Genomic DNA, 24,934 nt, shown 5'->3' on the forward strand with positions numbered 1-24,934 from the left:
ACCCGGACTTCGTGGCTTTGATGCGGGTAAGAAAATTACAGGAAGAAAGAGACACGTCCTGGTAGACACGCTGGGCTCCATCCTCGCGCTGAAGGTTTCCGTAGTGCCATGGAGTGCAACTCCCCCATGGTCGGCAATTTACCACCCACCCATCCGCCCCTCAAGGCGACGAGAAGAATTCCTGCATGGGAAGCCGTGGGAAATGAGTTCTCCTTCAACCAGGCTTTCGCCGACATCCGATAGATCGGGTCCCACAAGGTATCGACGTCCAAGGTCGAACTTAGGCGGCTGATTTGTTTCAGCTCGTCCGATAGTTGGTGCCGCGCGGCTATCACGCACGCGATTCCAACCGCAGCGTAGGCACCGATAAGGAAGGGGATCATAGGATAATGGCGGCTAGGGAATCACAAGCCACACCTCAGAGCGACGGTTGCGTGCCTTTCCGGCATCATTGTCATTTGCGTCGATCGGGAACTGATCTTCCAGCCCCGCGGTCTTGGCATCCAATCCCGAGGGCCGCAGGGAAGCTGCTACTGTCTCGGCGCGCCGCCGAGACAAGGGGAGATTGATCTCTGCCCCACCCGTGTTGTCGGTGAATCCCAGGATGACGACCTTCGCGGAAGCAAAGTCCTTGGCAATCTGTTGGGGAACGCGTTCGAGGTCGCCAAGCGCATTGAGATCAAACGTGTCTACCTGTCCAAGCTATGGCAGCAGTCTCCCGGGAATCCTTCCGTTCCCGCTTACTTCTCGATCGATGAGGATGATTACTACTTTCGCATGCGAGATGGTGTGAGAGTCCCCGCCCGGAAACTCGAAGCGGAGTTCGAATAGAGGGGGCTGATTCTCACTCTCTCCATTTCTCAATGGAGAGGCAGTGGATGTCGTAGACTTCCCGCGGCGTTAGCCGCCGGCTTGATGACTACGCCTTACTGGATTGGCGTCTTCCACCGACGCTGTCTCCACGCCAGCCAGCCCGCCCAGATGATTAGCACGATGATCGCCATCACAAGATCCGGCATCACGCGGACCTCCCCGCCAGCCTGCCTCCATCGCGCTGCCATCTCACCGACAGTTAAGACGTAATCATTGGGGTCTCGGCCCACGGAAAGCCCTTCGAAGTGCTTTCCGGGCCATCGCGTCAAGATAGTATGATGGTCGCGCCGCATGAGGGTCCACTCGTGCCAAGTGCCGCCGGAAACAAGTCGGCCGGAATCCCACGATGCCCAGCCGATGAACGCTAGAGAGAGGATTCCCAGCCAGAAGGAGATCGACTTCCAGAGATTACGCGGGCGCAAGTGTAAATGCAGGTTCATGGCAAATGGAAGAGCATCAAGAGGGGAACTGGGCTCCAAGTCTGTGGCAGAAGTCGCCGCAACGCTTTGATGCTTCACTACCGCGCCGCGAACGCAGGAGAAAAGCGAGAAGAACCGCCACCGGGTTCGCGGACGTAAAGTCCTGGGGTGCCGGTGCGCTCCCTTGGGTAGCACCCTGTTTCAGGGCGTTGCAGAGCTTGGCAGCTTGTCGTGGGTATCAGCCAAGCGAAAGTCATAAACCTCAAGTAAGTCAGGACCAACTTTTTTGGGGGCACGCCGCTGAATGGCGCGATTCGGTAAAGAAGGAGGTATAAGCCAGCCGCTCGAACAAGCCATGCGGAAGAAAAAAGGTCCGGTGTCCCTAGGAGAGCACCGGACCTGAAGAAACCGAAGAGGCAGTCCGTTTATTCGTCGGCGGTTTGGCGAAGGAACGCCTTTCCGATCGGCGGATTGAGCAGGCGAATGCGCAGCGTCTGCTTGTTGAAGTCAGCCGGGTCGATCACAGAGGAAAGCACCTCGTAATCCACTCCTTCGACAAGCGGGGTCCATGGGTTCGCCAGCGTCTCCGAGATCTGGAATCCGAAGTCGAGGTTCGCCCCACGATTGCGGCGGAAGACATACTCCAGCCCGCCCGGGCCCTTTTCCACCAAGGAAGGTGCCCCGTCGGACTTGTTCGGATCTCCGGCAAAGGCGAACTCGAAGAAGTTGTCGCCGCTGTCCGCATCCGGGTTCGCACTCTGGGCACTGTTCGAATCGCCCGGCAGGAAGTAGCGGTAGCTCTTCCACCAGGCATCGTAGCTGGTGAGTTCCGGCGCTTGGCCCTCGAGGTTGAGGTCGAGGTCCAGCCACACCGAGCGGTGATCGGAGGCATCCAGCAGGTAGACCGTCGCATGGTCGGTGCGCGGCCAGTGCACGCCGGACTGGTTCAGGTCGAAGCCCCATGCCGAAGGCAACGCGAAGTCCGCCCGCAGGTTGAAGCTCGAGGTCTTCGTGGACTCGTTGTTGAACGAAGCAGGCACCTGTTGCAGCGCGCCGGTGCTTTCCGGCGTGAGCGAGGTGTCAACCAAGGCACTGCCGAGCAGCGCGTTCGATCCCTCGAAGGACGAGTCGCCATCCACCGGATCGGCATTCAGGTCGCCCAGGATCACGAAGCGCTTGTTCGCACCGAGGCCGCCCGAGGGGATGCCGGTGTAGAGCTCATTACCCGCGGCATCCGCGCCGGTGACGGTGATCTGCGAGTCATCGTAGATGTAGTCGTCGTTCGCCGGATTCACGTAGTCCGCCCAGAAGCGGATCTCGTCGTTGTTGCGAAGGCCGTTCCAGTCCGCGAAGGTGGCGGGGGAGCCGGTCTTCACCATGTGGGTCAGCGTCTCGCCGTCGTCGAAGACCGGCGGCGTCGGGTGGCTGCACAGGAGATGGAGCGGCTGGCCGCGGACGATGACCGGGACATCCCAATGGCTCTTCGAGGAGAGGCGGAAGACCTTCAACTCATCGGCATTGTAGAAGCTCGCCGTGTTGCCGTTGCCATCCGTATCCGCCGGATCTTCCGGCAGCAGCGCACCCGGCATGTCCTTCCAGAGGAATTTCTGGAAGGTGCGGGCATTCGCTGCATCGATCGGATACTTGGAAAGTACGACGAAGCCGTATTTGCCGGGGAATTGGCCGAAGCCGAACGAATCGTCGCCGTAGCCCTGGTCGCCCGGGGTCGTGTCCGTCACGCCATCATTGCGCAGGTCGTAGCCGGCCTTGAGGCCGGTATTGGTGCCGCCGATGAATTCATACGGATACTGGACGCTGGTCAGCCCGGCCACCTGGGGCACGCCGAGGTAGTTCGTGCGCAGCAAATTCACCCGCGCCAGCGTGCCGGCCGCGTCGAAGTTCTGGCCGCTGTAGACGAGGTCGATTTCATTCAGCAGGACGATGTCAGGCCTGACCCGCTGGATGACCTCCGCGACCTTCTTGATCGAGGGGTGCGTGCCACTTGCGAGTGCTGTGCCCAATGCATTGGCATCGCCGGCGTTGCCATTGATGTCATCCGAGTTCATCGCGGTGTTGAAGGTCGCCACACGGATGTCGCCGTCCTGCGCCGGGATCACAAATTGGCCGAAGTTCACCGGCACGTTTTTGCTCACATTGACCGCTCCGCTCGCGCCGTCGGTTACGGTCAGCGTGGCGGAGTAGGTCGCGCCGTTCGGGTAGATGTGCTTCGGGCTCTGCGACGTGGACACCGGCGTCGCATCGCCGAAGGTCCACGAGTAGGTGTAGGGCTCCACGCCTCCGGTCACCGTCGGCGTGAAGGAGGCTTCCGCACCGGTCTGCGCGAAGGTGAAGTCCGCCGCGAGCGCACCGCCACCCTGCTTGATGCTGATATTGTCGACGCCGACTTGCTTCGCCCCATTGCTGCCGGTGCCGCTGGACTGGTAGCGGAAGGCGATGTGGACATTCCAGTTCGTGCCGGTCAGGCCGAGCGGGATGTTCGCCACCGAGCGCCAGGCATTGTTCACCGAGCCATCCAAGCCCGTAGGCGTGATGTCCGTCCACGTGGCGGTCGCCGGGTCGGTACCGTCCACGTAGTTGGTGGAGACGAGCACCGCCAGCGGCTTGCCTTGCGGGATGCTGCCGGTGTCGGCGAAGCGCTCGTGGTAATCGAAGGCCAACGCCATGTTGTCGAACACCGTCGCGAAGGAAGGAGTGATCAACCAGTCATTGGCCGCAACGTCCGCACCGAAGTTGTTGGCACGGGCACCATTGCGGCCGGCCATGTTGGCAACGGCCCAGTTCAGGCTGGAGGCGCTGTTATACGGCACCAGCGGTGCGAGGCCGGCCTCGATGTCCAGCTTTGACTCGCCAGCCACCTGGAGGTCGGTGATTTCCCAGTGACGGGCTGCATTCGATACCGAACCCGAGGACCGGTAGCGGAAGGCCACCGTGACCGCACCACCCGCATAAGAGGAGATATCGACATTCCCGGATGGCACTCCGCTCCCGAAGGCCGCGAAGTCGGAGTCAAAGGTTGCCTGCGGATTGAGCAGGGACCAAGTCGCTGTACCGGGATCGGTGTGGACCGCCGGATTGTAGTTGGTGGACACGAGCACGTCCAAACCAGTGTTGGCAGTTGGCGGGCCGCTTGGAGGCGTGGTCAGGCCGGTGTCGCCGAAACGTGCATCGGTGACGAAGCTGAGCGTCTCACCTGTGGTGAAGTGAGTATTGATCGGCGGCAGCAGCAGCCAATCATCGGAGGGGGTTCCGGCCGGCGCGCTGCCGAAGCCGTTGCCGTTCGCCACCTTGCCCAGAGCGCCGAAGGGACCGGCCACATACCAGTTCCGGTTGGCGGAGACGCTGACCGTCTTGACACCGGCGGTGGTGGTGAAGAGACCTGTCTGAGAGGAGTTCGGCGTGGACGAGAAATCCTCGAAGAAGATCACTGGCAGAGCGGTGGAGGTCGTGGTGCCATTGGCTGGCGCGGTGGTCGCACTCGCGCCGTACTGGTTCACCGCCCACAGGCGATAGCTGTAGGCACCTCCCGAGACCAGGCCGGTGTCGGTGATGCCGGTGAAGCTGCCCGGGATCTCATCCGCGACCACCTGCCAGGTGAGGTCGGTGGAAAGCTTGCGCTCCAGGCGGAAGAACTTCACTCCGGCCTGTGCGGTCCACGCGACATTGAGCGTGGTATCCGTGGGAGTGGAGACGGCCAGTCCGGCCGGTGTGGTCGGAGCCGTGCCCGCATCCGGGGATTTCTTCCACGCGAACAACTCGAGGTCCATCCGCAGATCGGAGCTGCTATTGTTCTCCTGGTGGACGGACACCGCGATGACGTTGCCGGACGGCTGCAGGTTCAGGCTCTCCTTGGGAATCGAAATCCGCTTCCAATCGCGCTCGGCCGGATCGTTCACCGTGCCGAAGGTGGTATTGGTCACCGCGGTACCGCGGTTCATGTTCGCGCGGGCGACCTCCGTGCCATTCACGTAGATCACCGCGCCATCGTCGTAGCGCATGTAGAGATCCAGAAGCAGCACGTCCGCCGGATTGGCGATGTCGAATTCCTTGCGGAAGTAAGACGCCGCCGCGCGCGGGGTCGGCGGCTGCACCACATCCGTGGCCAGCACTCCCGCCGCCTCGCCATAGCCAATCGGCGTGGGGGAGGCACCGATCGCCGTGCCTGCGGTGCTCTTGTTCCAGCTCGCATCGATCGCGAAGCCAAGGTTCTTCCAAGTGGCACCCGGATCGACGCCATCGACACGGAAGTTCCAGTTGTCACCCGAGGCCACCACCCGCTCGCGCATCAGGTCACTATCGCGGTTGGCGATGTTCAGCAGCACCAGTTGGCCGTGCTCGACCAACTCGGTCGGGCTGGGCAAACCGGTGGCCACGTGGACCTGCACGGAAGAGGCGAACCAGCCCTCGCCGAGCACGTCGCGCAAGCTGACGATGCCGGAGGCTTCCTCGTTGGTGGTGAGGAAGGCGGAGCCGCCATTGTAGAACTTTGACCCATCGTGATCGACGATCTCCTCAAGCTGGCCGGTGGTGATGTCGTATTCCCAGATCTTGCTCAGGCGCGCGTCGTCGCCCAGGTCTTCCTGGATGTAGAGCTTCGGCTGGCCGCCGACGGTGTCGAAGCACATGTTGTCCAGGCTGCCGAGGCGGTTCTCCGGACCGTCGAGCAGTTTCGTCAACGTACCACCGAGCGCTGGATTGGTGATGTCATTGAACTCAAGCTTCCACAGGCGGGTGACTGCAGTCAGGCCGCCGGAGCTGGTGCCCTTTGTCACGAAGTAGAAGGTATCTTCAAAGCCCGGACGCGTGTCCCAGGCACCATCCTCCGGACCGCCCATCTTCAGGCTCTCGAAGGTCTGTAGCGGATCAAGGGGGGTGATGGTGTCGGTGCCGCGGTCGTGCACGTCATTGCCGTCCACCGGGTAGTTGCCCGGCTGGCCGATCAGCTTCAGCGTGAAGGTTTCTGATTCGCCCACGGCATTGGCGATGACGTCGGCTTCCTCGTAAGGCTTGCCCACCACCGCGAGCGCATAAAGCTTGCCGCCCACCATGCCGGCCTTCTCCACCTCGGTGCCGGTCGTGCCCTTGTCGCCGACGTAGATGTAAACCTCGCCGTCCACCGCGTCATCCATCATGAGTGCGACGGTCTTTTCCTGCTCGAAGGAATTGAGCAGCACGTTCTCGAATGCGGCGAAGCCGAGGTGCTCCAGATGGTAGCTCTTGCCGGCATCTGGTCCGGTCACCACGTGGCCATAGGCCCGGCCCCCGGTCGTTTCCTCGCCGTTGAAATAAATGATCTCCTGCGAGCCCTTGCCGCTGGCCGAGTGGTAGCGCGCGGTCGCGGGCGGCAGGTCGGCCGAGCACATGCGGTCGAAGCTGCCATCCAGCCCGGGCACATAGTTGCCCGATCCTTCGTTCCAGTCGAAGAAGCTATGGATGAGATCGCTGCCCTCCACCACCTGGTGGGTGGTCTTGTCGATCTTCCATTTCGACACGAAGGCACCCATGTCGCCGTGGGCCCGGGCGATGCCCTGCGTCGCGCCAAGCTCATGGTTGACCAGCAGATAGAAGTAGCCCGGCTCGGCCGGCGTCAGATCGTCGCCATCAATGACGCCGAGCCCGTCTGGGATGCCTGCCAGGCGGGTTGTGCCGCCGCCGGTCTTTGGCACCGTGCCATCGCCGGTGGTCAGGATCGATTTCACGGTTACGCCCGGGAGATGCGAGCGCAGGTAGGGAGGAGTGACGGTCGAGGGACCCTGCACATGGGACTGGCCCTGCGCCAGACCGGCAAAGCATGCCGAAAGTACGACGGATCTAGTAAATTTCATACAAGGAGGTTCGTTCAGTTATAGGCTCCTTCATCCAATCCAATCATGGCGCGGGGCAAATCGAATTAGCCTGCCGAATGCGTCACATGGTCACGGAACGGTCACCGTTATCTAACAGATCGCACAATCCCGGTGTCGTTTCCGACCCATTCCGGCCGCCCATGGGGCCCGTGCCTCGCGTTGCACAATCTCAAGCCGCCTTCACTTCGGCTTCGCCCACTCGGGACGTTCCTCGATCATGTAGTCGGAGACGAGATACTCGCCATCCCGGATCACCACCAGCTTCACCGGGTGGCCGACGCCATACATGTAGAGCCACTTCTGGAAGTCCCCCACCGACAGGATGCGGTTGTAGGAAAATTGCACCAGGATGTCCCCGGGAAGGATGCCCATCTTCTCCGCCGGGCTGCCGGGCCACACATACTCGATGCCGAGACCACCCTTGTGCCCCTTGGCCGTTGGAAACCTTTTCATCTCCTCGGTTGTCAATGGTCTCACGGAGAATCCTGTCCACGGGCTCTTGTGGCTCTTCTTGTGCTTGATGCTCTCGTAGATGTTCAAGGCCAGAGCGATCGGCAGCACGTGGGTCTCCGCCTCATTCTCGACATGCCCTTCCACGGCTTCAGGTTTGAATCCCGTGTAGATCGCGATCACCTCGCCATCGGAATTGTACACCGGACCGCCCGCGCCCGTTACGGGGATATCCAGCTTCGTGCGGAACATCGTCGAGGCGAGATTCTCCTGATAGCATTCACGGTTGTTGAGCCCCGCAACGGTGCCCTGGATTTCCTCCGCGGTGCCGCCCTTGATCGCGGCAATCGCCCTCACCGGCTGGTCCAACTGCACGATCTTGCTGCGGGAGAGATTCGACTTCGCCAGCTTCCGCCCGGCATCGATCTTCAGGAGGCCCAAGCCGATGGTGGGTTCCACGCCGATCACCGTTGCCTCGAAGGTCTCGCTCTTCTCTTCTTCCGGCACTACCACCCGGATCACCGGCAGTAGCAGGTGGCTCGCAGGGTCGATGAGGTTCTGGTAATTCGTCAGGAGAAAGCCATCTTCCTCCACCACGAAGCCCAGGCTCTCCCGCTGCGGCTTGTCGGCGTCTTCCTTCGCGAAGGACTGGATCGCGACGACATTCGGCCGGGGTTCATCGGCAGCTGTGGCGGATGTCACGCCGAGCACCAGTTTCAGGCCGGCCAGTAGCAAGCGGGGAATCTTCATGAACTCTCGGAATCGCTTGGAAGAAATTGAAGGCACTCTCAGGGCTTGAAGTCCTGGTTGAAGGGATTCGTCCCGGTCCCAGCGGTGATCTTGATGAAGCCATGCTGCGTCGCCACATGGCACTGGTTGCACGCGGCGATGACTCCGTTCAAGGGCTGCCGGAGATCCTCCGCAGTGGCACCCTCCTTGGACGATGCTTTTTCAAGCGCATCATACGCGGGCTTGGCCATGCGATCAATCAGCAGGGCCACCGGCTGGCCGCGGTATTCCGGCACCTCTTCCTGGATCGACTTGAACTGCTCCAGCGACTCGTAGAGGTAGAACCTCGCCAGCTCGGAATTTCCCGCGTCCGCTGAGAGTGCCAGCTTGTGGGTCAGCCGCTGCAGCTCACCCATGAACGGCGCCAGCTCGACCAAGGGCTCGGTGGCGGGCAGCGGCTGGAGCTCCGGCCCGCCGGCAGCAGGCTTGGCTTCCGTCACCTTGGCCTTCCCCTTCGCGGCATCACTGTCGGGGACCTCGCCTTGCAGTAAGGCCGCCAGCATCAGCGCGCTCGCCGACGACAGGAGCAGCATGCCTTTCACACCGGCGCGTGGGTGGTTCATCTTCCCCCTACTCCTCATCTTTCACTGCCGTCGCAAAGTTGCTGAGCGTGACGAAACTGCCAGACCCCGCCGACGGCGAAGCAGCCATGGCACGACGGCCGCGGTGAGAATGCCATGGCTCGCGGGTTCGGGAATGGCGCGCACGTTGTCGATTCCCAAGCCACCAACGACATTCGTGCCCATCGGGGAAATCGTGTCGCCGTGCAATACCCGAAGCGTCTTCACGTTCGACATCACTTCCCCGAAGCTTCCCTCCCCCTGCACCCGGGTGAACGACGACTCATCCAGCGACCACGCGAGCGGCTGCCATCCCGCCTGCGGGTCCAGCAGGATTCCGAACGTCGCCACCCACCACGTGCCGCTGCCGCCGAAGGGTGCCGTCGTATCGCCGAAAGCGATCCGCAGGCTCAATGGTTCCCCGCTGAAATTCACGGCATCCAGCGACAAACTCGAGACTCCCGCGGAGATATAGTTTCCCTCCCAGCGCCCGTCATTGAAGGTAATCAACTTGCCTCCCGGACCCGCGCCATCCGAGGTAAGCATCAGATAAGGATCGCCGGGAAATTGCGGCTCTTCGTTATTGATCGTGCCCCGCCTCCACTGTCCCCGGCCGGCACTGAAGTCATCGACCTGCAATACCGTCACCGCCGACGCCGCCACCGATGACAGCAGCCAAAGTGGGATCCCATGCATCATGTCTCTTTCGCCCGGTCCGATGGACCACGCAATCGGTGCCCGGTGCCAGTAAGGTCACCCGGCCTCAGAAGAAAATGGCCGGCGGACGCCCATGCGCGCCCGCCGGCCATGGACCGTCCCGGGAAATCGCTCCCTGGGACGAGTCAAATGTCCTGATCAATCCGCGCGCAGGCGGACGAAGACCTTCACCGCGGAGCCGGTGATGGTAGCGGTGGCCTCGACGGTTTCCGGATCGGCTTCCGGACCGGAAACGACTGCCTCGCTGAAGGCCACCGTGACATCGTCCTCGCTTTCACCGCTGGCATGCCAGGTGCCGTCCAAGGCGGCGGACCATTCCAGGGCGGCGGTGACGTCGGTGCGGTTCAAGGCGCGTGGGTAACGGATCTTGATCGTGCCGGACCCCGGTGCCTGGACTTCCAGCGTGCCGCGGCTACCGCCGTCACCGGGCAGGGTGCCCATGAAGTACTCGATCACGTTTGCGACACCATCGGCATCCGCATCTTCACCCGGGGCGCGCTTGCCGGGATCGGGGATGTTCTGGTGGTAGAAGCCTTGGGCGGGGCGGTCGGCAATGATTGCATTCGAACTGGCAGGACTGCCGGCGGTGAAGTCCGGGCTGCTGCCAAGGGTGATGATCACGGTCTCCTCACCCTCTGCCTCTGCGTCTGCCACGGCGGTCAGCGGCAGCACCACGCTGCTCTCGTTCGCCGGGATCGTGACACTGGCGGTGAAGCCGGTGTAGTCGCTGCCCGCCGTGGCAGTCCCGCTGGAGAGCAGCGGGACATTCAGCGCCGCCGTGGTGGAACCGCTGCGGGTGATGGTGAGTGCCAATTCCTGATCGGCACCGGACTCGCCCGCGCGCGCATCCGTGGCCGTGATGCTGACGGTCACCGCTGGCGGCGTCACCGCGCTGAAGCTGCGGATGGTGCTGCCGACCGGGGTCACGCCATCGGTGACACTGACATACCATTCGTAGTCCGTCCCGGTGGCGAGGCCGGTCCACTCCACCTGCGCGGCGCTGCCGCCCGCAGGGACTTCCACCGTGCCGAGCTGCGTCCAGGGCGCTGGGGCTTGCATGTTGTAGGCGAAGGTGAATTCGCTGTCCGCATCGGTCTCATACGCTCCGCTGGTCGTGCGGTAGGTCTTCGCGGTGATCGTGTTGGTCGCCGGGGAGAAGACGTAGTAACGCAACCATCCGTCACCGCCACCCAGGCCACCCGGATAGCCGGAGCGGCTCTGGTAGTCCTGCAGGATGGTGTGGACGGTGCGCCCTTGGAACGTGTCCTGGCGGCGGCCCTCGCCGTGGATATGGCCGCACAGCATCAGGAAGAGATTCGGGTTGTCCTTCAGGTTGTCATAGACCGCCTGTCCATGGCCACCCCATGGTGCCTGGTTACCCAAATCGATCAGCCAGTGGCTAGTGACGATTGCACGGCGCTGGGGATAGGCTTTCAACAGCGCGTCCGCCCAATCCATCACGGCCTGGTTGCCGTTGGTATTGGAGTTGTAGGCGAGGTTGATGACGATGAAGTCCATGCCGCTCGCGCTGAAGAACTGGTAGTTATTCACGTTGCTGCCTCCGAAGTTCCCCTGAAAGTAAGGGCGGCCGGCCCAGCGTGCGCTTCCGAAGTACTGGTTCCACTTGCTGCCGCCACCGTCATGATTACCCGGTGCACCGCCCCAGGGGATGCCATGGGTCAGCAGCGTTGTTGCAGGATCCTCGATGATGTCCATCGCCTGGTCGGCGCGTTGCCACTCGGCATCCACGCTGTCGCCGTTTTGCACCATGTCGCCCATGTGGGCCACGAAGGCGGTGTTCAGGGTGGTCTTGGAGGAGACGATCCAGTTCGTCTGCGAGAGGAACTGGGAGAAGCGGTTGTTATTGTTCTCCGAGTAGAACTGCGTGTCCGGCAGGGTGATTACGGTGAAGTCCGCTCCGGGAGTTGGGGATTTCGGACGACCGTAGAAGGTCACCGTCAGCGGCAGGTCTTCCGGGTCGTCCAGCAAAACCTGCAGCGTGGCGGCCGGGGCCGGCACCTCGGCGAGATCGACCGGCGCGAGCGGGGCGATCAGCGGCGGCTGGTTCGGGACCACGTGGACGGTGATCGCGGTGGAGATAGCCGTGGCGGTCATGTTGTCGGTGGCCTTTGCTGTCAGCGTGTAGTCTCCCTGCTGCACGCCGGTCCACGAGAAGGAGTAGGGTTCGCTGTCGTCCTCGCCGAGCTTGGTGACGCCATTGAAGAATTCCACCTTGGCGATCGTGCCGTCGCTGTCTTCCGCAGTCGCGGTGATCTCGATCACGGCCGGTGCCATGTAGCTGGCTTCATTGGCCGGTGCCGTGATGGAAACCGCGGGCGCAGCGGTTGCGGGTGCGGTGACCACGATATCCGCGGCTTCGCTGGTCTTGCCTAGGCCGAGGTTGTCGGTAGCCTTCGCGGTCAGCGTGTAGCTGCCCTGCGGGACCATCGTCCACTCGAAGGCGAAGGGCGCTTCGGTATCCTCGCCGATCTTGGTCGCGCCAGCGAAGAACTCCACCTTCGCGATGGTGCCGTCGCTATCGGTGGCATCCGCAATGAGGGTCACGCTGGCGGGGGCTTGGTAAGTGGCATCGTCCGCTGGAGAAGTGAGGGTCACTTCCGGTGCCTCGCCGGGCAGCGCGCGGGTGATCATTTCCAAGTCGAAGCCGAGATCGCTGCTGTTGCCATCGCGCTGGTGGACTTCCACCGCGATCACATTCGTGCCCTCCACCAGCGGCGGCAATGGCGAGGCGGTTGCCGGGAAATACGTGCTCTCGGCCGAACCATCGATGATGGCCGGGGTGTCCGTCAGATAATTGATCGGACCGGCCGGCAGGTTCTGGCGGGCCACCTCCACACCGTTGATGAAGACGACCACGCCATCGTCCCGCAGGATATTGAAATCGAGTGCCTGCACCGCGGCGGCGCCGGTCAGCTCGAAGGTGCGGCGGAAGTAGGTCGTGATGTAGCGGTTGCCGGAAGGGCCGATGTTGATGATCGTGTCGATGTGGCCGTCGCCGCCACCAAGCACGCCTTTGCCGGAAGCCCAGGCGCTGTCGTTGAAGGCGGGCTCTTTCCACGCGGTGCCCTGGTCGCTGCCATTGTCGAGGTAATTCCAGACGGACTCCTTCGCGATCACCGTGGCGGAGAGTGCCTGGACCACCTCGATGTCCACGGCGGTGGACGTGGTCGTACCGGAGTCATTGTCTGTGGCCACCGCGGTGAGCGTGTGGCTGCCGATCGCCGGGCTCGCCCAGGCAAAGACAAAGGGGGCGCTCGTGTCCTCGCCGAGCTTGGTCGCACCATCATAGAACTCAACCTTACTCACCGCACCGTCCGTATCGCTGGCGCTGGCCTCGATCGTGAAGCCGCCGCTGATGCGCGTGGAGGTATCCACCGGGGAAGTGATCGCCACGGTGGGCAGGACATTGTCCACATTCGTCACCGTGACACTCGCTGCCGCGGATGTAATCGCGCCGGAAACATTGTCGATGGCCTTCGCCGCGAGGGAGTAGCTGCCGGAAATCACGTTGCTCAAGACAAGCTCGTAGGGCTCGGTGGTGTCCTCGCCAAGCTTGGTGGCTCCGTTGTAGAATTCGACCTTCGAGATCGTTCCATCCGTATCGGACGCGGTGGCGGTCAGGGCGATGGTGGCGGGCGCGTCGTAGCTGGCGCCGGTGGACGGCGCGGTCAGTGCGACTTCCGGCAGCGTGTTGCCAGCGACCGCGGCGATGATCACGTTGTCGAGGCCGATGATCTGGTCGGGCGAGCTCTGCGCCGCGTTGTCATCGGCCCAGCGCAGAAGCAACACGGAGCCCGGTGTCCAGCCGCTGGAGAACGTGATGCTGGTCGCCGGCACGGTGGTCACGCCGACCATGGTTGGCACCACCACGCCGGTGGTGCCGCTGATTACCGGGTTGAGAGCCGCGACATTGGTCCAGGTGGAGCCGTTGTTCAGGCTGTAGAAGACCCGGTGGCCGGGCAGCTCGTTCGCATCGGACGGGGCGGTGAAGCGGCGCGTCAGGTAGCCCAGCTCGATCTCGCCGATGGCGGAGGTGCCGGTATTCGTGAGGGAAAGCTGCCACGCCACGCCGCGGCCGGAAGTGGGCGAACTGCCCAGGCAACGGTCTGCGGTCGAACTACTGGATGCATAGTTGTAGCCGGCTGTATTGCTGCTGGTGGAAGTGGAAGTGCTGGCGGTGAGCGTCGCATTCGCCGTGCCTAGCCCGGCATCCGCGGCGGGGATCGAGGAGCCCCAGGTTGAATTGCTGCCGCCCATGCCGCCGTAGAAGGTCCAGCCGGCGGGGGCCGCCGTGCCGGACGTGCCCATCGAGTCGAAGTTTTGCGAATAGCTGCCGCTGAAGTCCACCGCATGCACGGTGGTGAGAGACAGGCCGAGGAGCGTGGCGATCAGGTTGTGGGAAGGTCTCACGGGGATTTGGAGGAGTTGTTAGGGAAGGAGAGGAATCAATCAGGGAGAGGGGGATGGCGGGGCGACGACAGGCTCGGGCGCGGATTCGCCGAGGGCTTGCCGGGCTTCCTTGAGGAGCTGGAGATTCTGTGGCGTGCCGCGCTCGAGATTCGGCAAGGCGAGCAGGCGGTCTCGGAGCGCGGTCCACGCGGCGCGCGCATCGGCGACCCGGCCCGCGGTCGCGAACAATGCGGCACGCTTCGCCATCCACGGCTCGGGCCGGGGGGCGGACTTCTGCAGGGCGTCGATGCGGCTGAGCGCCGCGTCCCACGCCTTGGTCTGCGTTTCGACTTTCAAGGCCACAAGCAGCAGCGGAGGCATCGGGCCGAACCTGATGAGCCCGTCATCCAGCGCACGGATCGCGGCCACCGGATCCTGTGCCGCCACGCGGGCTTCGGCGACCTCCACGATAAAGTCCGATTCCGGATCGGGATGCTGTTGCAAGGCTTTGCCAAGGTCCGCGGCGGCGCCCTCGGTATCGCCCAGCTTCATCCGTACGCGTCCACGCACGGCCAGTGCCTGCGGATGATCGGGGGAATCCCTGAGGAAGGCGTCCAGCGCTTCCTTAGCCTCCTTTTCCTTGCCACCGATCTGCAAGGCCCAGCCGCGCAGGTAGCCGGTGGGATGTTCGCCCGGTGCGAGGCCTTCTACGGTCGCGATCTCATCGAGGCAGAGCAACCACTCCTCATGACCCGCATGCGCCTCGGCGAGGCGATAGTGCAATGCCGCGTCATCGGGAGTCACCGCCAGCTTCCCTTCGATCTCCTTCACCACGTCGTGGTAGGCACCGTGCGCGAAGAGACGCGAACCCGCGGCCATCACGAGCAGGGCACTCGCGATCACCGGCCGGATGCGGGAACGCCGGCGCGCAAATGCTGGAGGGGAGGTATCCGCAGGTGGCATCGGAAGAATCAAGGTGCCCGATTTCTCTCCCGGCTTGCCCGGGATTCCACCCTTCCAAGGTGAAGGTATTGTCGCGGTTACACTTTCTTCACCGGGATCGCATGTAACCGCGGAGAAGGTTACGGATCCGCCTCTTCCCGGCGCATCCCGCGGGGCCTTCTTAATTACTAGGATGGTAGTAATTAGAGCAGCCTAGGGGAAGCTCACCGGCTCGAGCGACATCGTCCCCGCCTCGTGGGGATTCCCCGAACTCGCCGCGGCACCTATCAATACCTCCGCGGACATCAGGAGGGTCGCGGAGCCCGCCCGCGAGCATCCGGTTCTTCTTGATTAGTGTCGTCGGCCAAATCGCGTCCTCGGTGGAATTGGTGTCCGCTTCGACCGGGACAACCTCCAGCCGGTGCCAGAGCCCGAGCACGTAGAGGATAGCGCGGCCGAGCAACCAATCTCGGCCCCGGTTCCCCCTGCAAGCCTGCTGTCGCCCTAGAAACCGCAACGGCACCGAAATGCTTCAAAGCTCTGAAAACAAGTTGGTTGCCCGCTTTTACGCGCTATCTCCCGCAAGCGAAGCCTTAGCCACAGGGACTCGCTTTGGGGAGATGAGCAGCATGAATCGATTATGAGCTGGGCGGGTTGCTAGTGGTGGAAAAATCTCGTCACTTGGCAGAATCTCCGTAGTTTTGAATTACGGCTGGCCGGTCAAACAAGCTTGTACAATGGCCTTGGAAACCTTCCGAACAGACTCAAATAAGGAGGCATGACCGGAGGCTATAAATACGGCAGAGGGGATCTTTTCGCGATCGCTCTGCCGAAGCGTGGTTGGGGTGTGGGCCAAGTATTGGGTATCGAAAAAAAATGTCTGAATTCCGTCGCTGTCTCCATCTCGAGTCAACTTCTTGAGGATGAGCTGGGGGAAATAGAGCCAATCACCAAAGCCAACTGCATTTCCTTGTTTCTCACCTTTCCTCGGGATCTTGCCTCCGGTCGCTGGAAGATCCTCAAAAGATCCAGGGTGAAAACTCCACTTCTATGGTATCCTCATTGGAGAAATCTGAGATTCAACAGTGGGGTGGGAGCGACCGTGGCTGATGAACGCACTGTGGAAGAATTCGTGGCAGCATTCCATGGGCAAGCGGAATGGGGTAATTTGAAAAGATTTCTCGTCAGCCAATAGGTGAGATCGTTGGGAGAATCAGTGACTATGGGTGCTTGGTCAGAACATACCTTTGGAAATGACGCCGCCTGCGATTGGGCATTTGGATTTATCGAACACCCCGACCTTGCAAGATTGGAGGTCGAAACTGATTCGTTCTTATCAAACGATGGTCATTTGGACAGCGGCCTCTCTTGTCAATGCCTTGCAGCATGTGAAGTGCTTGCCCGGTTGCGAGGCGACTGGGGGCGCCGCGACGCCTACTCTCAACGGCTCGACGAGTGGATTTCGCTGAATCCATCAGATGTGCCGTTAGAGCTTTTGGAGAAATCCCGAAAGGCGATCGAAATGATTCTGAGCGATTCATCGGAACTCAATGGCGTAGTGTCCAGAAATTCAAACTCCGCTCTTCATGCGGCCTCGCGGTGGTAATAGCGGAGCAGGCCTCCCAAGCGCTCCCGACACTTCAATTCGCCCGCTTCACCGGCAGCAAAGTTGGCTTCGATCAGCTTGTTCTCCAGCCCTTGGTGATTCCGTTCTTCGTGGTAGTGCGCGCTGAACTCATCAACCGCCCGCCGGAGCGATCGTTCTCCCACCAGGATCAATTGATCAAGACACTCGGACTTGACGGAGCGCACGAACCTCTCTGCGAACGCGTTCAGGTTGGGCGACCGGGCAGGAAGGCGGATTGACTGCACACCCGCGCACCCAAGGATCGATATGAACTCCCGGGTGAATACGGTCGCCCGGTCGTGGATGAGGAACCTGCATTCTCGCAGGAACCCCTCCTGGCAATCGGTTAGATTCCGGCCGACCTGCCTCATCCACCTCCCGTCCGGTTCCGGGATGATCCCTGCAATATGGACCTTCCGGGTCGCGAGACGGATCACGAAGAACACGTGATAGCGTGTAAGACGTCCCCAAGACCACAACTCCACGGTGAAGAAATCCGCGGCAGCGAGGACCTCCCAGTGGACGCGCAGGAACTCCGCCCAGCTTGTCTCCTTCCCTCGTCGCGGAGCGGGCTCCACTCCCGCCCCCTTCAGGATGCCGGCAATGGTTCCGCGACCGACTACATGCCTCAGGTTCGCCAGCGAGCCTTGGATTCGGGTATAGCCCCAGCTTCGATTCTCCTCCGCCATCCTCACCACCAGGTCTCGTAAATGCTCGTCCGTCGGAGGACGGCCAACCCCTCGACGGACACCACTCGAATCGTACTTTGACGCGATCAGCTTCCGATGCCAGGCCAAGAGCGTCTGCGGAGAGACGATCGCGGCCACCTCCTTGAGTCGGCTCAATCCAAGGCGCTTCGCCTTCTGAGCAAGCCGCCTTCGTTGATCATCGGAGAATCTCAGGCGCTTCTTCCCATGCAACTCCCTGAGCACACGAACCTCCTCCCGGAGATACTCGATGACGTCCTGCTGCTGTCGGTTGATCCAGCCAGCGAGAGTCACTAGGATGAGGGTTCCAATTCCCATCGCAAAAGGCTGGCAGAGTGACAGCCGTTGCAAAGCCAGAAACGAGCAAGATCCACTCCACAAAGTCCTCTAATGCAGTCGCTTCCGCTACATTTGAATTTCTGGACACTACGCGGTCGGGAGCATCAGCTTCAAGGAGGCATTGGACCTGACCACCTCGACCCACGAATCCTCCCGCACTTGTGTGGACAAGCCGCGCAAGCGGGCGGAGCACCTGCGGTTCCTCATCGAGATGATGGCGACCCGTCTGATCGACCACCGGCCTTTCCGGCGGGAGCCGAGAGCAGTCAAACGCCGCCCCAAACCTTTCCCCCTGCTCAACACACCGCGGCACGAATTCGTCGAGATTCCGCACCGCTCACGATATCGAAAAGTGGCTTAATCCCGTGCCATTCAGTACAGTCCCCATTCAGGTAAGTGATTTTTCATGGAAATCGTGCCGTCACGATGATGTCGTGGGAAAGACTGGTCTGGGAGTTCATCGTTGGCTGTCATTCCCGGCAGAAAAAATGCATCAGAAATTTAGGGCATTCATATCATATCGGCATGATGACAATCGTGGTACAGGACGCAATTGGGCTGAATGGCTTCAGAAGGAGCTGGAGGATTTCCAGATCCCTCATGAATTGCGCGGAAGGGCTGACGCCTCCGGTCAGCCGGTGCCGGATTCTCTGTTCCCGGTCTTCCGCGATGTAGCCGATCTCGCGGCCAGTTCAAGTCTTCCCAAGAGTATTCAGGACGGCCTCTTTCAAAGTGCATGCCTAATCGTTGTTTGCACGGACGGTATCAAGGATAGTATTCATGTGGCCGAGGAGATCCGCTTTTTCAAGAAAATCGGAAGGGCCGATCGGATCTTCCTCCTGAGAGTTGCTGGAGAAGGAGGCGTCGCGGATTTCGAATCTCTACCGGACAGTCTTCGGCTGGGTGATGTCGATTGTACCGGCTCATTGGATTGGAGCCTGCCATTCTCGCCTCTGGCTGCGGATATAGCAGTGGATGAGACAGGCAAAGAAGGCTGGACTACGGTTTCAGCTCATGTGGCCAGTCTCCGGAGCGAGGGCTTTACCGCTAGGGAGGCAAAGCTGCAGGCGAGGCGATACGCCGCCAAGTTGCAAGCCGCCAAGTGGAAGCTCGCCGCCGCCATCCTGAAAGTCGACCCTTACGAACTCACGCGACGCTTGCAAGAGCGGGAATTGGCGGCAGCCCGCCGCGCGACGCGTGTCTTTCGGCGCTGGCTTGCCGCCGTGGGAGTCTTTGCGCTCTTGGCCTCCGTTTTCGGTTTCATGGCATGGCGTCAGACCGATGCAGAGCGCTCACAACGCGAGCGCGGGGATCTCCTCCTGCAGAAGGCCAGCGACAACGAGCTGGCGATCTCCGCGCAGGAACTCGACGCCAACCACTGGCAGGTGGCTATGGCACGGGCGAGACAGGCGCTGGAATTGCGCGGTGACAATCTCCCGGCCGCCCAATGGGTGGAATCTCTGCTGATCGACCATACGCCCTTCCGCACCATCGGCGTGCTGGATGTGGAAGTCGCTGGTGGGCTGGAGTGCGAGGAGTCCATGTGCTTTTCTCCGGATGGAACGACAATCTATGTCGCCGGCGCTTATGGCGCGTCAAAGTCCCACGCCGTGCGGGCATACTCCACCGAGTCGGGTCGCCAGCTTTGGAGCACGGCTGTCGCGGGAGAGCCTGGTAGCCTATGCCGCTTGCATGATGGCAGGGCCCTCTCTTTGGCGGTGGAGGAAGGTGAAACCGGCTCCCTGCTGATTCTCGATGCTGCTACCGGCGAGCGCCTTCACACCTTGCCGGAGAAAGTCTTGGCTCTCGCGGCTTCTCCCGTAGCCCCTCTGCTGGCGCTAGCAGTGCCGGTCGATAAGTATAAGGCCGAGCTTCAGATCGTGGATCTAGCGACGATGTCCACGAGAAATGCACCGCTCCAGTCCCATACCGATCGAATCACCGGAATGCGGTTGAGTCCTGATGGTCGCACCGCAGCGATTTTCGGCAGCTATTTGCTCGAGACCATCGACATCAGCTCCGGAGGCCAAAAGGGCAAGACCTTCTTCGCAGGCGGCTTGTGGGACCTGCAGTTCTCACGCGACTCTGCCCGAATGGCGGTCTCGGGACGGGAGTTGGCGGGTGCAGTGGTTTCCGTGGCAGATGGATCCAAGTTGTGGGATCTCGACTTGAAAGAGAAAGGCGATCGGATTCACAATTTTCGCAGGATAGTTTATTCGCCTGAAGGAGGCAAAGTGGCTTCCTGCGGAGGTTCGCAATTTGTGGGTGCCGGAGATCCCGAAACAATGATTCGGATATTCAATGCCGAATCAGGAGAATTGATGGGCCATATTGCTACGGATCACGTTGGTGAAGCTTTGGCCATATCGGAAGATGGCAGCATCTTGGCATACGGGGACGGAGAAAGTATGTCCCTGGTGGATTTGGACAGGGGCAGGAAAATCGATACCGTCGAGTTTGCAAATTCTCCTGCATCAATCGCCTTCGCCCCTGGAAATCGCTGCATGGCCGTGGCTTGCTATCCAGCGGGCCTCTATCTTTTGGAAATGGCTACCTCACTTCATGCGTTCCAATCGAAACCGGGGCAGGTAGATGAGAATGCATCCCGTTCAGGAGAAAGAAGTGTGCAGTGGGGTGGCCTCGCAGACCGCCGTCGCCCGGGAAATCCTGCAAATCTGGCAATAGCGGCCGTGGCTCTACATCGAGGCACGGGGCGCTTGGCATATGGCGGAGACGACAAACGTCTGTGTTGCGCGGATTTTCCTTCAGGGAATCTCATTTGGTCCCGTGATTTCGAGGAGAGTATCCATCATGCGATGTATTCTGAAGACGGAAAGGTTCTTGCCTTCACTGTAAAGGGTGGATCTACAGGAGATCATCTCCTGGAAGGAATGGAGAACATCCTCATCAAGGGATCAAGCTCGCTCTATCTGAATCTGGTGGACGCTGATACTGGCTGCCACCGCTGGAGCCAACAACTGCGTTTTGAGGGAAAGCGCGACGCGTTTGCAGTTAAGCCACTCTTCTTGAATCAAGTCGTTGCGGTCGCTGGTGCCGGTGCCTGGCGCATTGACACGGGGGCACCGGATCCGGCTGCATCCGCTTTCTTCAAAAAGTTGGACACCGTTGCGATAGGCAGGGACGGGAAGCTTCTCGCGCGGACGGCTGGAACTGTCCAACTGCTGAAATGGCCTTCGCTGGAGCCGCTCTTCTCCTTTGAAGGGATAGAGAGCTCCAAGTTCACCGCGTGGTCGGTCGAAGGGAGTCGACTCTACTCTTGCAGTGGCGGCATGGTCAGAGCACTTCCTGCGGGCTCATCGGGATCCGGGTGGGAAGGCCGCTTCGATGAGGAAATCATCTTCTTGGCTGAATGTCCCGGCGATATCTGCCTCGTGGGTAGTAATGGGAAACTCTGGGCCTTGGAGGGCGCGTCAGGGGAAGAGATTTGGCGGAAAGATCTAGATGAAATCATTGACCTTCGTGTCGTCGCGGAGAGTGGGGTGATTATCGCTTGCGGCGGGCCGCATAGCTACGGCTTGGACATCCGCTCGGGAAGGGAAATGTTCCGCCGGAATCACGCCGACAAGCTGCTTCTGTCCAGCGAAGATTCGGATGGCTACAATTATGTCGTGGGACGCTTCGGCATAGCCTGTGACGTGGTGGAGAACTCTCGATTCGACCGCCCTGTGCCCTCTTGGTTCTCGAATCAACTGCTGCAATCACAGGGGTGGCATACCGTTAGGAGCGGGCTCGCGGAGCTGGATACCCCGAGCCAGACCTCTGCAGCCTTGGAAGTGTTGAGAAACGAATATAGCCTCCTGCCCTTGGCTGCTAGCACCGGACAGAGCGATGCTTATGGCCGGATGCTTGGCTGGTTGTTCAGGGCGCGGGAAGACAGATCGGTGTCCCCTTCGTCCTCGGTGAAGCTGGTGGACGTCGCGGAGCAGCTTTTCCAGAGTTCGGAGGAGACCAAGGTTTGGAATGCCTATCATGCCGCCCCGTGGCATCCATTGGCCGGATTCGGACTCGCCTCGATAAGCGAGAATGATGGGCGCGCCACCTGGCTCCGCGAGTGGGGTCTGTCCCGGCTCGCCGCGGCAGACGCCAAGGCCTATGATGAATCCACGCGTGCCAGACACTTTGGCTTGGCCGCGGCGATGGCGCTGGAAGCGAAGGATACCGCCATCGCCCGGAAGATCATCGCCACGAGCGAAGCTGAATCCCTCGTCCATGCCGATATCTTCTTGGCGAAGGCGCGCCTGCTGACAGACGCTGGTGAGAAACAAGCGGCTCGCGACTCACTGATCCGAGCGCATGAACTCGTGGAGAAAGATGATCACTCTGCTCCTGCGAAGGCCCGGGAGATCCGCACCGCTTTGGTCAAGGCGCTGGTGGAGGATAACCGGTCTCCCGAGGCTCGGGACATCCTACGTCAGCATCTTGCAGAATGCCGCACCAAGCCGGGACTACTTGCCGAGGACATCATGGAAACCCTGCAACCCCTGTGCAATCTGCTCATTGCGGAGGGAAAGCCGGATGAGGCCCTCGGCGAAATCGATCGTGTGCTTCCTGTCGTCCAGCGCTTCGATGGCACGGTCTCGAAGCTTGAAATCATGGTTCTGTGTCTGCGAGAGGCGTTGTTAACGGAATGCAATCGGCTGGAAGATGCGTTCAAGCAGGCCAAGGAATCCTTTCGACTCATCCAACAATTGCACGGAAGCGACAGCCGGGAGGCCTGCGATTTCGCATCCCAGATTGCCGGGAAGTATTTCCGCAACAAACAGTACAAGGAGGCCGCCGACCAATTGCGTTTCGTCGTCGATGCCCGGAAGAAGAACCTCCTGCCTAAGAATCCGCTTACCTTGCGCTCGATGCATGAGCTTTCCATCGTCCTCCGTGCTGGTGGGGAGCGTGCTGAGGGTTTGGCTCTCTTGAAGGAAACCCGCGATTTGGCGACGAAGTATCTCGGCGCGGAACACGACCTGACCGGTCGTATCACGAAGGATCTGGAAAGCGAAGAGGAGCCGCCAGAGTAAGGCAAAGCAGGGCAAGCTAGAGCTTCCCCAAGCCCGCAAGGATCAACTCGACGATGCGTGCGTAGCTCACAGTGTCGAATAGCTCGTGCTGCTCTTCTTCAGTTAGCAGCGGATTTATCCCTGCAATGCCCTTGGCGCGAATCGTCGCGACGATCTCCGGATAGTCCACCCACCCAATCCCGCGTCTTTCATAGAGTTCCCGCATTTTCACGGAATGGGGTGCATTCTTTTGATAGTCCCAAGTCGCTTCCATCCGGTCCTCGCCGCGGAGCAGGTCGATGACCAACTCAGCCACCCCGCCGAAGGCCCCGATGAGAAAGACCGGTTGCCCAAGCTTGATGGCGAGCAGGACCTCCTCCAACACTCCTGGAATCCGCCCGGAGTACCATTCCTCGCTTTTGTTGCCGTCCTTGTCGGTTCTCACCGTGGGACCGAATCGCCCTCCTAGGACGATCATGGCCGCAACCCCGCTCTTGGTGCGATCTGCTTGGAATTCCCTCATCTCGGTCATCCCCCGTGCCCAGGCGAATCGGTGTTCCGCGGAATCCGTCGCGGCGAAGGAGGGCGCTTGCTTGCAGATCTCAGGATGAAGCGATTCATCTACGTCCGCAGGGCGCGGGAGAAGCACGGTCTGACAGAGGGGCTTGAGCTCCGATCTTTGGGCCTCGGCTAGATCGAGCAGTGGCCAGCCCCGATAGTTGACAATCCTGTCCAAGGCCGCTGTGCCGTGTGCCCGGTTAGTGTTGTAAGTGCTGACTAGTTCGATCAAGCGCCGGGTGTATCCCTCGGACCCGAGATGCCCGCCGTAAGCAAGTGTCGCGCCTTTGATCAGCAGGTAGCGTGAGAGCTCCGCCATGCACTCTTCCAGATGCAGGTTGTCCATTCCATACAGCGCGATATCGGTGCTTTCAGACATCGAGAGGCCGATTTTCAATCCTTGGAGAGACCGGTCGCTGGCCAAGCGCTGCAGCGGAGTTTCGAAAAGCACGCCGGTTCTCTCGAGCCGCCTCTTCTCGCCTTCGCCGACCGGCGGGTCTGGATAGAGGATTCGGCTGCCGTGTGTCATGCCGGCTAGGGTAGCGAACTCCGGCGGTCTCGCGAAGATTATATCATCCGCTACCTTCCACCGCTCCAGCAGGGCATGGTCGTGCAAATGCCTCAGCGTCTCCTTCAGGACGAGATCGATTCCTTTCTGGGGGTCATCGTCCCAGCGGATGCGCGGGACATTGCCCAGATAAGGGAAGCTCCTGCTTTCATATTCCTTAAGTGCATCAATCACTGCCACGGGACGCTGATGCTCCTTCGCCAGCAGGATCTCCTCGCGGCACCACTCGCGCGTCGCGTAGGAGTCCGTGAGAAGCACAAGCAGCGAGGTGTTTTTGATCCCGCTTTCAATCTCCTGCCCGAACAAGGAGCCGACCAAGATGCTTCCGGAGTCGACCCACGCCTCGATCGGCTGATCCGCTTTGAGGCAGTCGAGCACTTTGTTGGTGATGTATGGATCGTGTCCCAGGTCGAGCTTGGTGTGGCTCAAGAAAATCTTGATGGGAACCGGTGACTTTTTTCCCGCCTCGTCCACCGGGTCCAGGTCGCTTAGATAGCGGCAGACCTCGACCACGATGCGCTGCACGATCCAAGGCCGTCGGGCTTGATCGTCGGCGAATGAATAAGCCCGGGCGAAGTTGACCTTCTCGAGCCGCGGATCTAGGGGCCAAGCCCCCTTCGCGAGCTGGAATGGCACGAACCGTGCCGAGGCTTTCAGGCAATGCTCCCAAACGTCGCCGATGAAGCTGCACCATTCGTCGTCCAGATTGATCACGTCATCCGCCAAGACCACGACGACCGTTCGCTCGGCATGCCCCAGGCGGAATTTCAGAGGCGGCTTGTTACCTTGTTGGCCTTCGCAAAAGATAGTTGGTACCCGCAAACCCGGTACCATGGGATCGACATTGAGCTGGCGATGAATATGCCGCGCCAGATCCCGGGCTCCGGCGGAGCCGGGATGGAATATTATGTGGACGATCAGAGGGAGGTTTTTCATCGGGATTACCTGCCGAGCTTGATCGGTCTCCCGCTGACAATCCATTTCAAAAGCGCCACCCCGAGTGAGTCTGGCCGCGCGAAGAAATCTGGCGACTTAACTTGAATGAGCGCCGTCAGACCTCCTCGGGCTCCGAAGAACACAGGACACGCTCCAAAGC

Annotated in this window: 12 protein-coding genes and 2 pseudogenes; 4 read left to right on the forward strand and 10 right to left on the reverse strand. The window is 60.9% G+C overall.

Translation table 11 applies throughout. The features are described from left to right. A pseudogene (locus OKA05_RS24135) lies at nt 1-97 on the forward strand (IS5/IS1182 family transposase); the annotation flags it as partial. A 299-nt stretch (nt 98-396) separates the two neighbouring features. Here the strand turns inward: OKA05_RS24135 and OKA05_RS29485 are convergent. The 8 genes and pseudogenes from OKA05_RS29485 to OKA05_RS24170 form a co-directional block, all read right to left on the reverse strand. Beyond that, nucleotides 397-651, reverse strand: a pseudogene (locus OKA05_RS29485) (OmpA family protein); the annotation flags it as partial. A 275-nt stretch (nt 652-926) separates the two neighbouring features. Next, nucleotides 927-1,313, reverse strand: a complete 387-nt coding sequence (locus tag OKA05_RS24140) for a hypothetical protein (RefSeq protein ID WP_264489774.1) — start codon at nt 1,311-1,313, stop codon at nt 927-929. A gap of 404 nt (nt 1,314-1,717) precedes the next feature. Beyond that, nucleotides 1,718-7,135 carry an endonuclease/exonuclease/phosphatase family protein gene (locus OKA05_RS24145; RefSeq protein WP_264489775.1) on the reverse strand — a complete coding sequence of 1,806 codons (5,418 nt, stop codon included), beginning with the start codon at nt 7,133-7,135 and terminating at the stop codon, nt 1,718-1,720. A 201-nt stretch (nt 7,136-7,336) separates the two neighbouring features. Beyond that, nucleotides 7,337-8,356 carry a S1C family serine protease gene (locus OKA05_RS24150; protein ID WP_264489776.1) on the reverse strand — a complete coding sequence of 340 codons (1,020 nt, stop codon included), beginning with the start codon at nt 8,354-8,356 and terminating at the stop codon, nt 7,337-7,339. 38 nt (nt 8,357-8,394) lie between these two features. Beyond that, on the reverse strand, nt 8,395-8,958 hold the full coding sequence (locus tag OKA05_RS24155) for a hypothetical protein (protein ID WP_264489777.1): 564 nt from the start codon (nt 8,956-8,958) through the stop codon (nt 8,395-8,397). Between the two features lie 21 nt (nt 8,959-8,979). Then, a complete protein-coding gene (locus OKA05_RS24160; protein ID WP_264489778.1) occupies nt 8,980-9,654 on the reverse strand; it encodes a hypothetical protein in 675 nt (224 codons plus the stop codon). 156 nt (nt 9,655-9,810) lie between these two features. After that, on the reverse strand, nt 9,811-14,103 hold the full coding sequence (locus OKA05_RS24165; RefSeq protein ID WP_264489779.1) for an Ig-like domain-containing protein: 4,293 nt from the start codon (nt 14,101-14,103) through the stop codon (nt 9,811-9,813). 39 nt (nt 14,104-14,142) lie between these two features. After that, complete coding sequence (locus OKA05_RS24170; RefSeq protein WP_264489780.1) at nt 14,143-14,985, reverse strand: tetratricopeptide repeat protein; 843 nt, start codon at nt 14,983-14,985, stop codon at nt 14,143-14,145. 817 nt (nt 14,986-15,802) lie between these two features. Between OKA05_RS24170 and OKA05_RS24175 the strand changes: the two genes are divergently transcribed. Together OKA05_RS24175 and OKA05_RS29490 are read left to right on the forward strand one after the other, a co-directional pair. Beyond that, on the forward strand, nt 15,803-16,219 hold the full coding sequence (locus tag OKA05_RS24175; protein ID WP_264489781.1) for a hypothetical protein: 417 nt from the start codon (nt 15,803-15,805) through the stop codon (nt 16,217-16,219). A 27-nt stretch (nt 16,220-16,246) separates the two neighbouring features. Then, nucleotides 16,247-16,630, forward strand: coding sequence for a DUF4259 domain-containing protein (locus tag OKA05_RS29490; protein ID WP_369335614.1), 384 nt, complete (start codon nt 16,247-16,249; stop codon nt 16,628-16,630). On the opposite strand, the gene OKA05_RS24180 is transcribed toward OKA05_RS29490, so the two are convergent. Next, nucleotides 16,609-17,676 carry an integrase core domain-containing protein gene (locus tag OKA05_RS24180; RefSeq protein WP_264489782.1) on the reverse strand — a complete coding sequence of 356 codons (1,068 nt, stop codon included), beginning with the start codon at nt 17,674-17,676 and terminating at the stop codon, nt 16,609-16,611. The two genes, OKA05_RS29490 and OKA05_RS24180, sit on opposite strands and share 22 nt — an antisense overlap. Before the next feature lie 455 nt (nt 17,677-18,131). Here OKA05_RS24180 and OKA05_RS24185 point away from each other — a divergent pair, with 455 nt between their 5' ends. Then, complete coding sequence (locus OKA05_RS24185; RefSeq protein ID WP_264489783.1) at nt 18,132-22,733, forward strand: outer membrane protein assembly factor BamB family protein; 4,602 nt, start codon at nt 18,132-18,134, stop codon at nt 22,731-22,733. A gap of 16 nt (nt 22,734-22,749) precedes the next feature. Here the strand turns inward: OKA05_RS24185 and OKA05_RS24190 are convergent, their stop codons facing one another. Next, nucleotides 22,750-24,774 (reverse strand): TIR domain-containing protein, encoded by a 2,025-nt coding sequence (locus OKA05_RS24190; RefSeq protein WP_264489784.1) that lies wholly within the window; start codon nt 24,772-24,774, stop codon nt 22,750-22,752. Nucleotides 24,775-24,934: the final 160 nt, after the last annotated feature.

The organism is Luteolibacter arcticus, from assembly GCF_025950235.1.
Lineage (GTDB): Bacteria > Verrucomicrobiota > Verrucomicrobiia > Verrucomicrobiales > Akkermansiaceae > Haloferula > Haloferula arctica.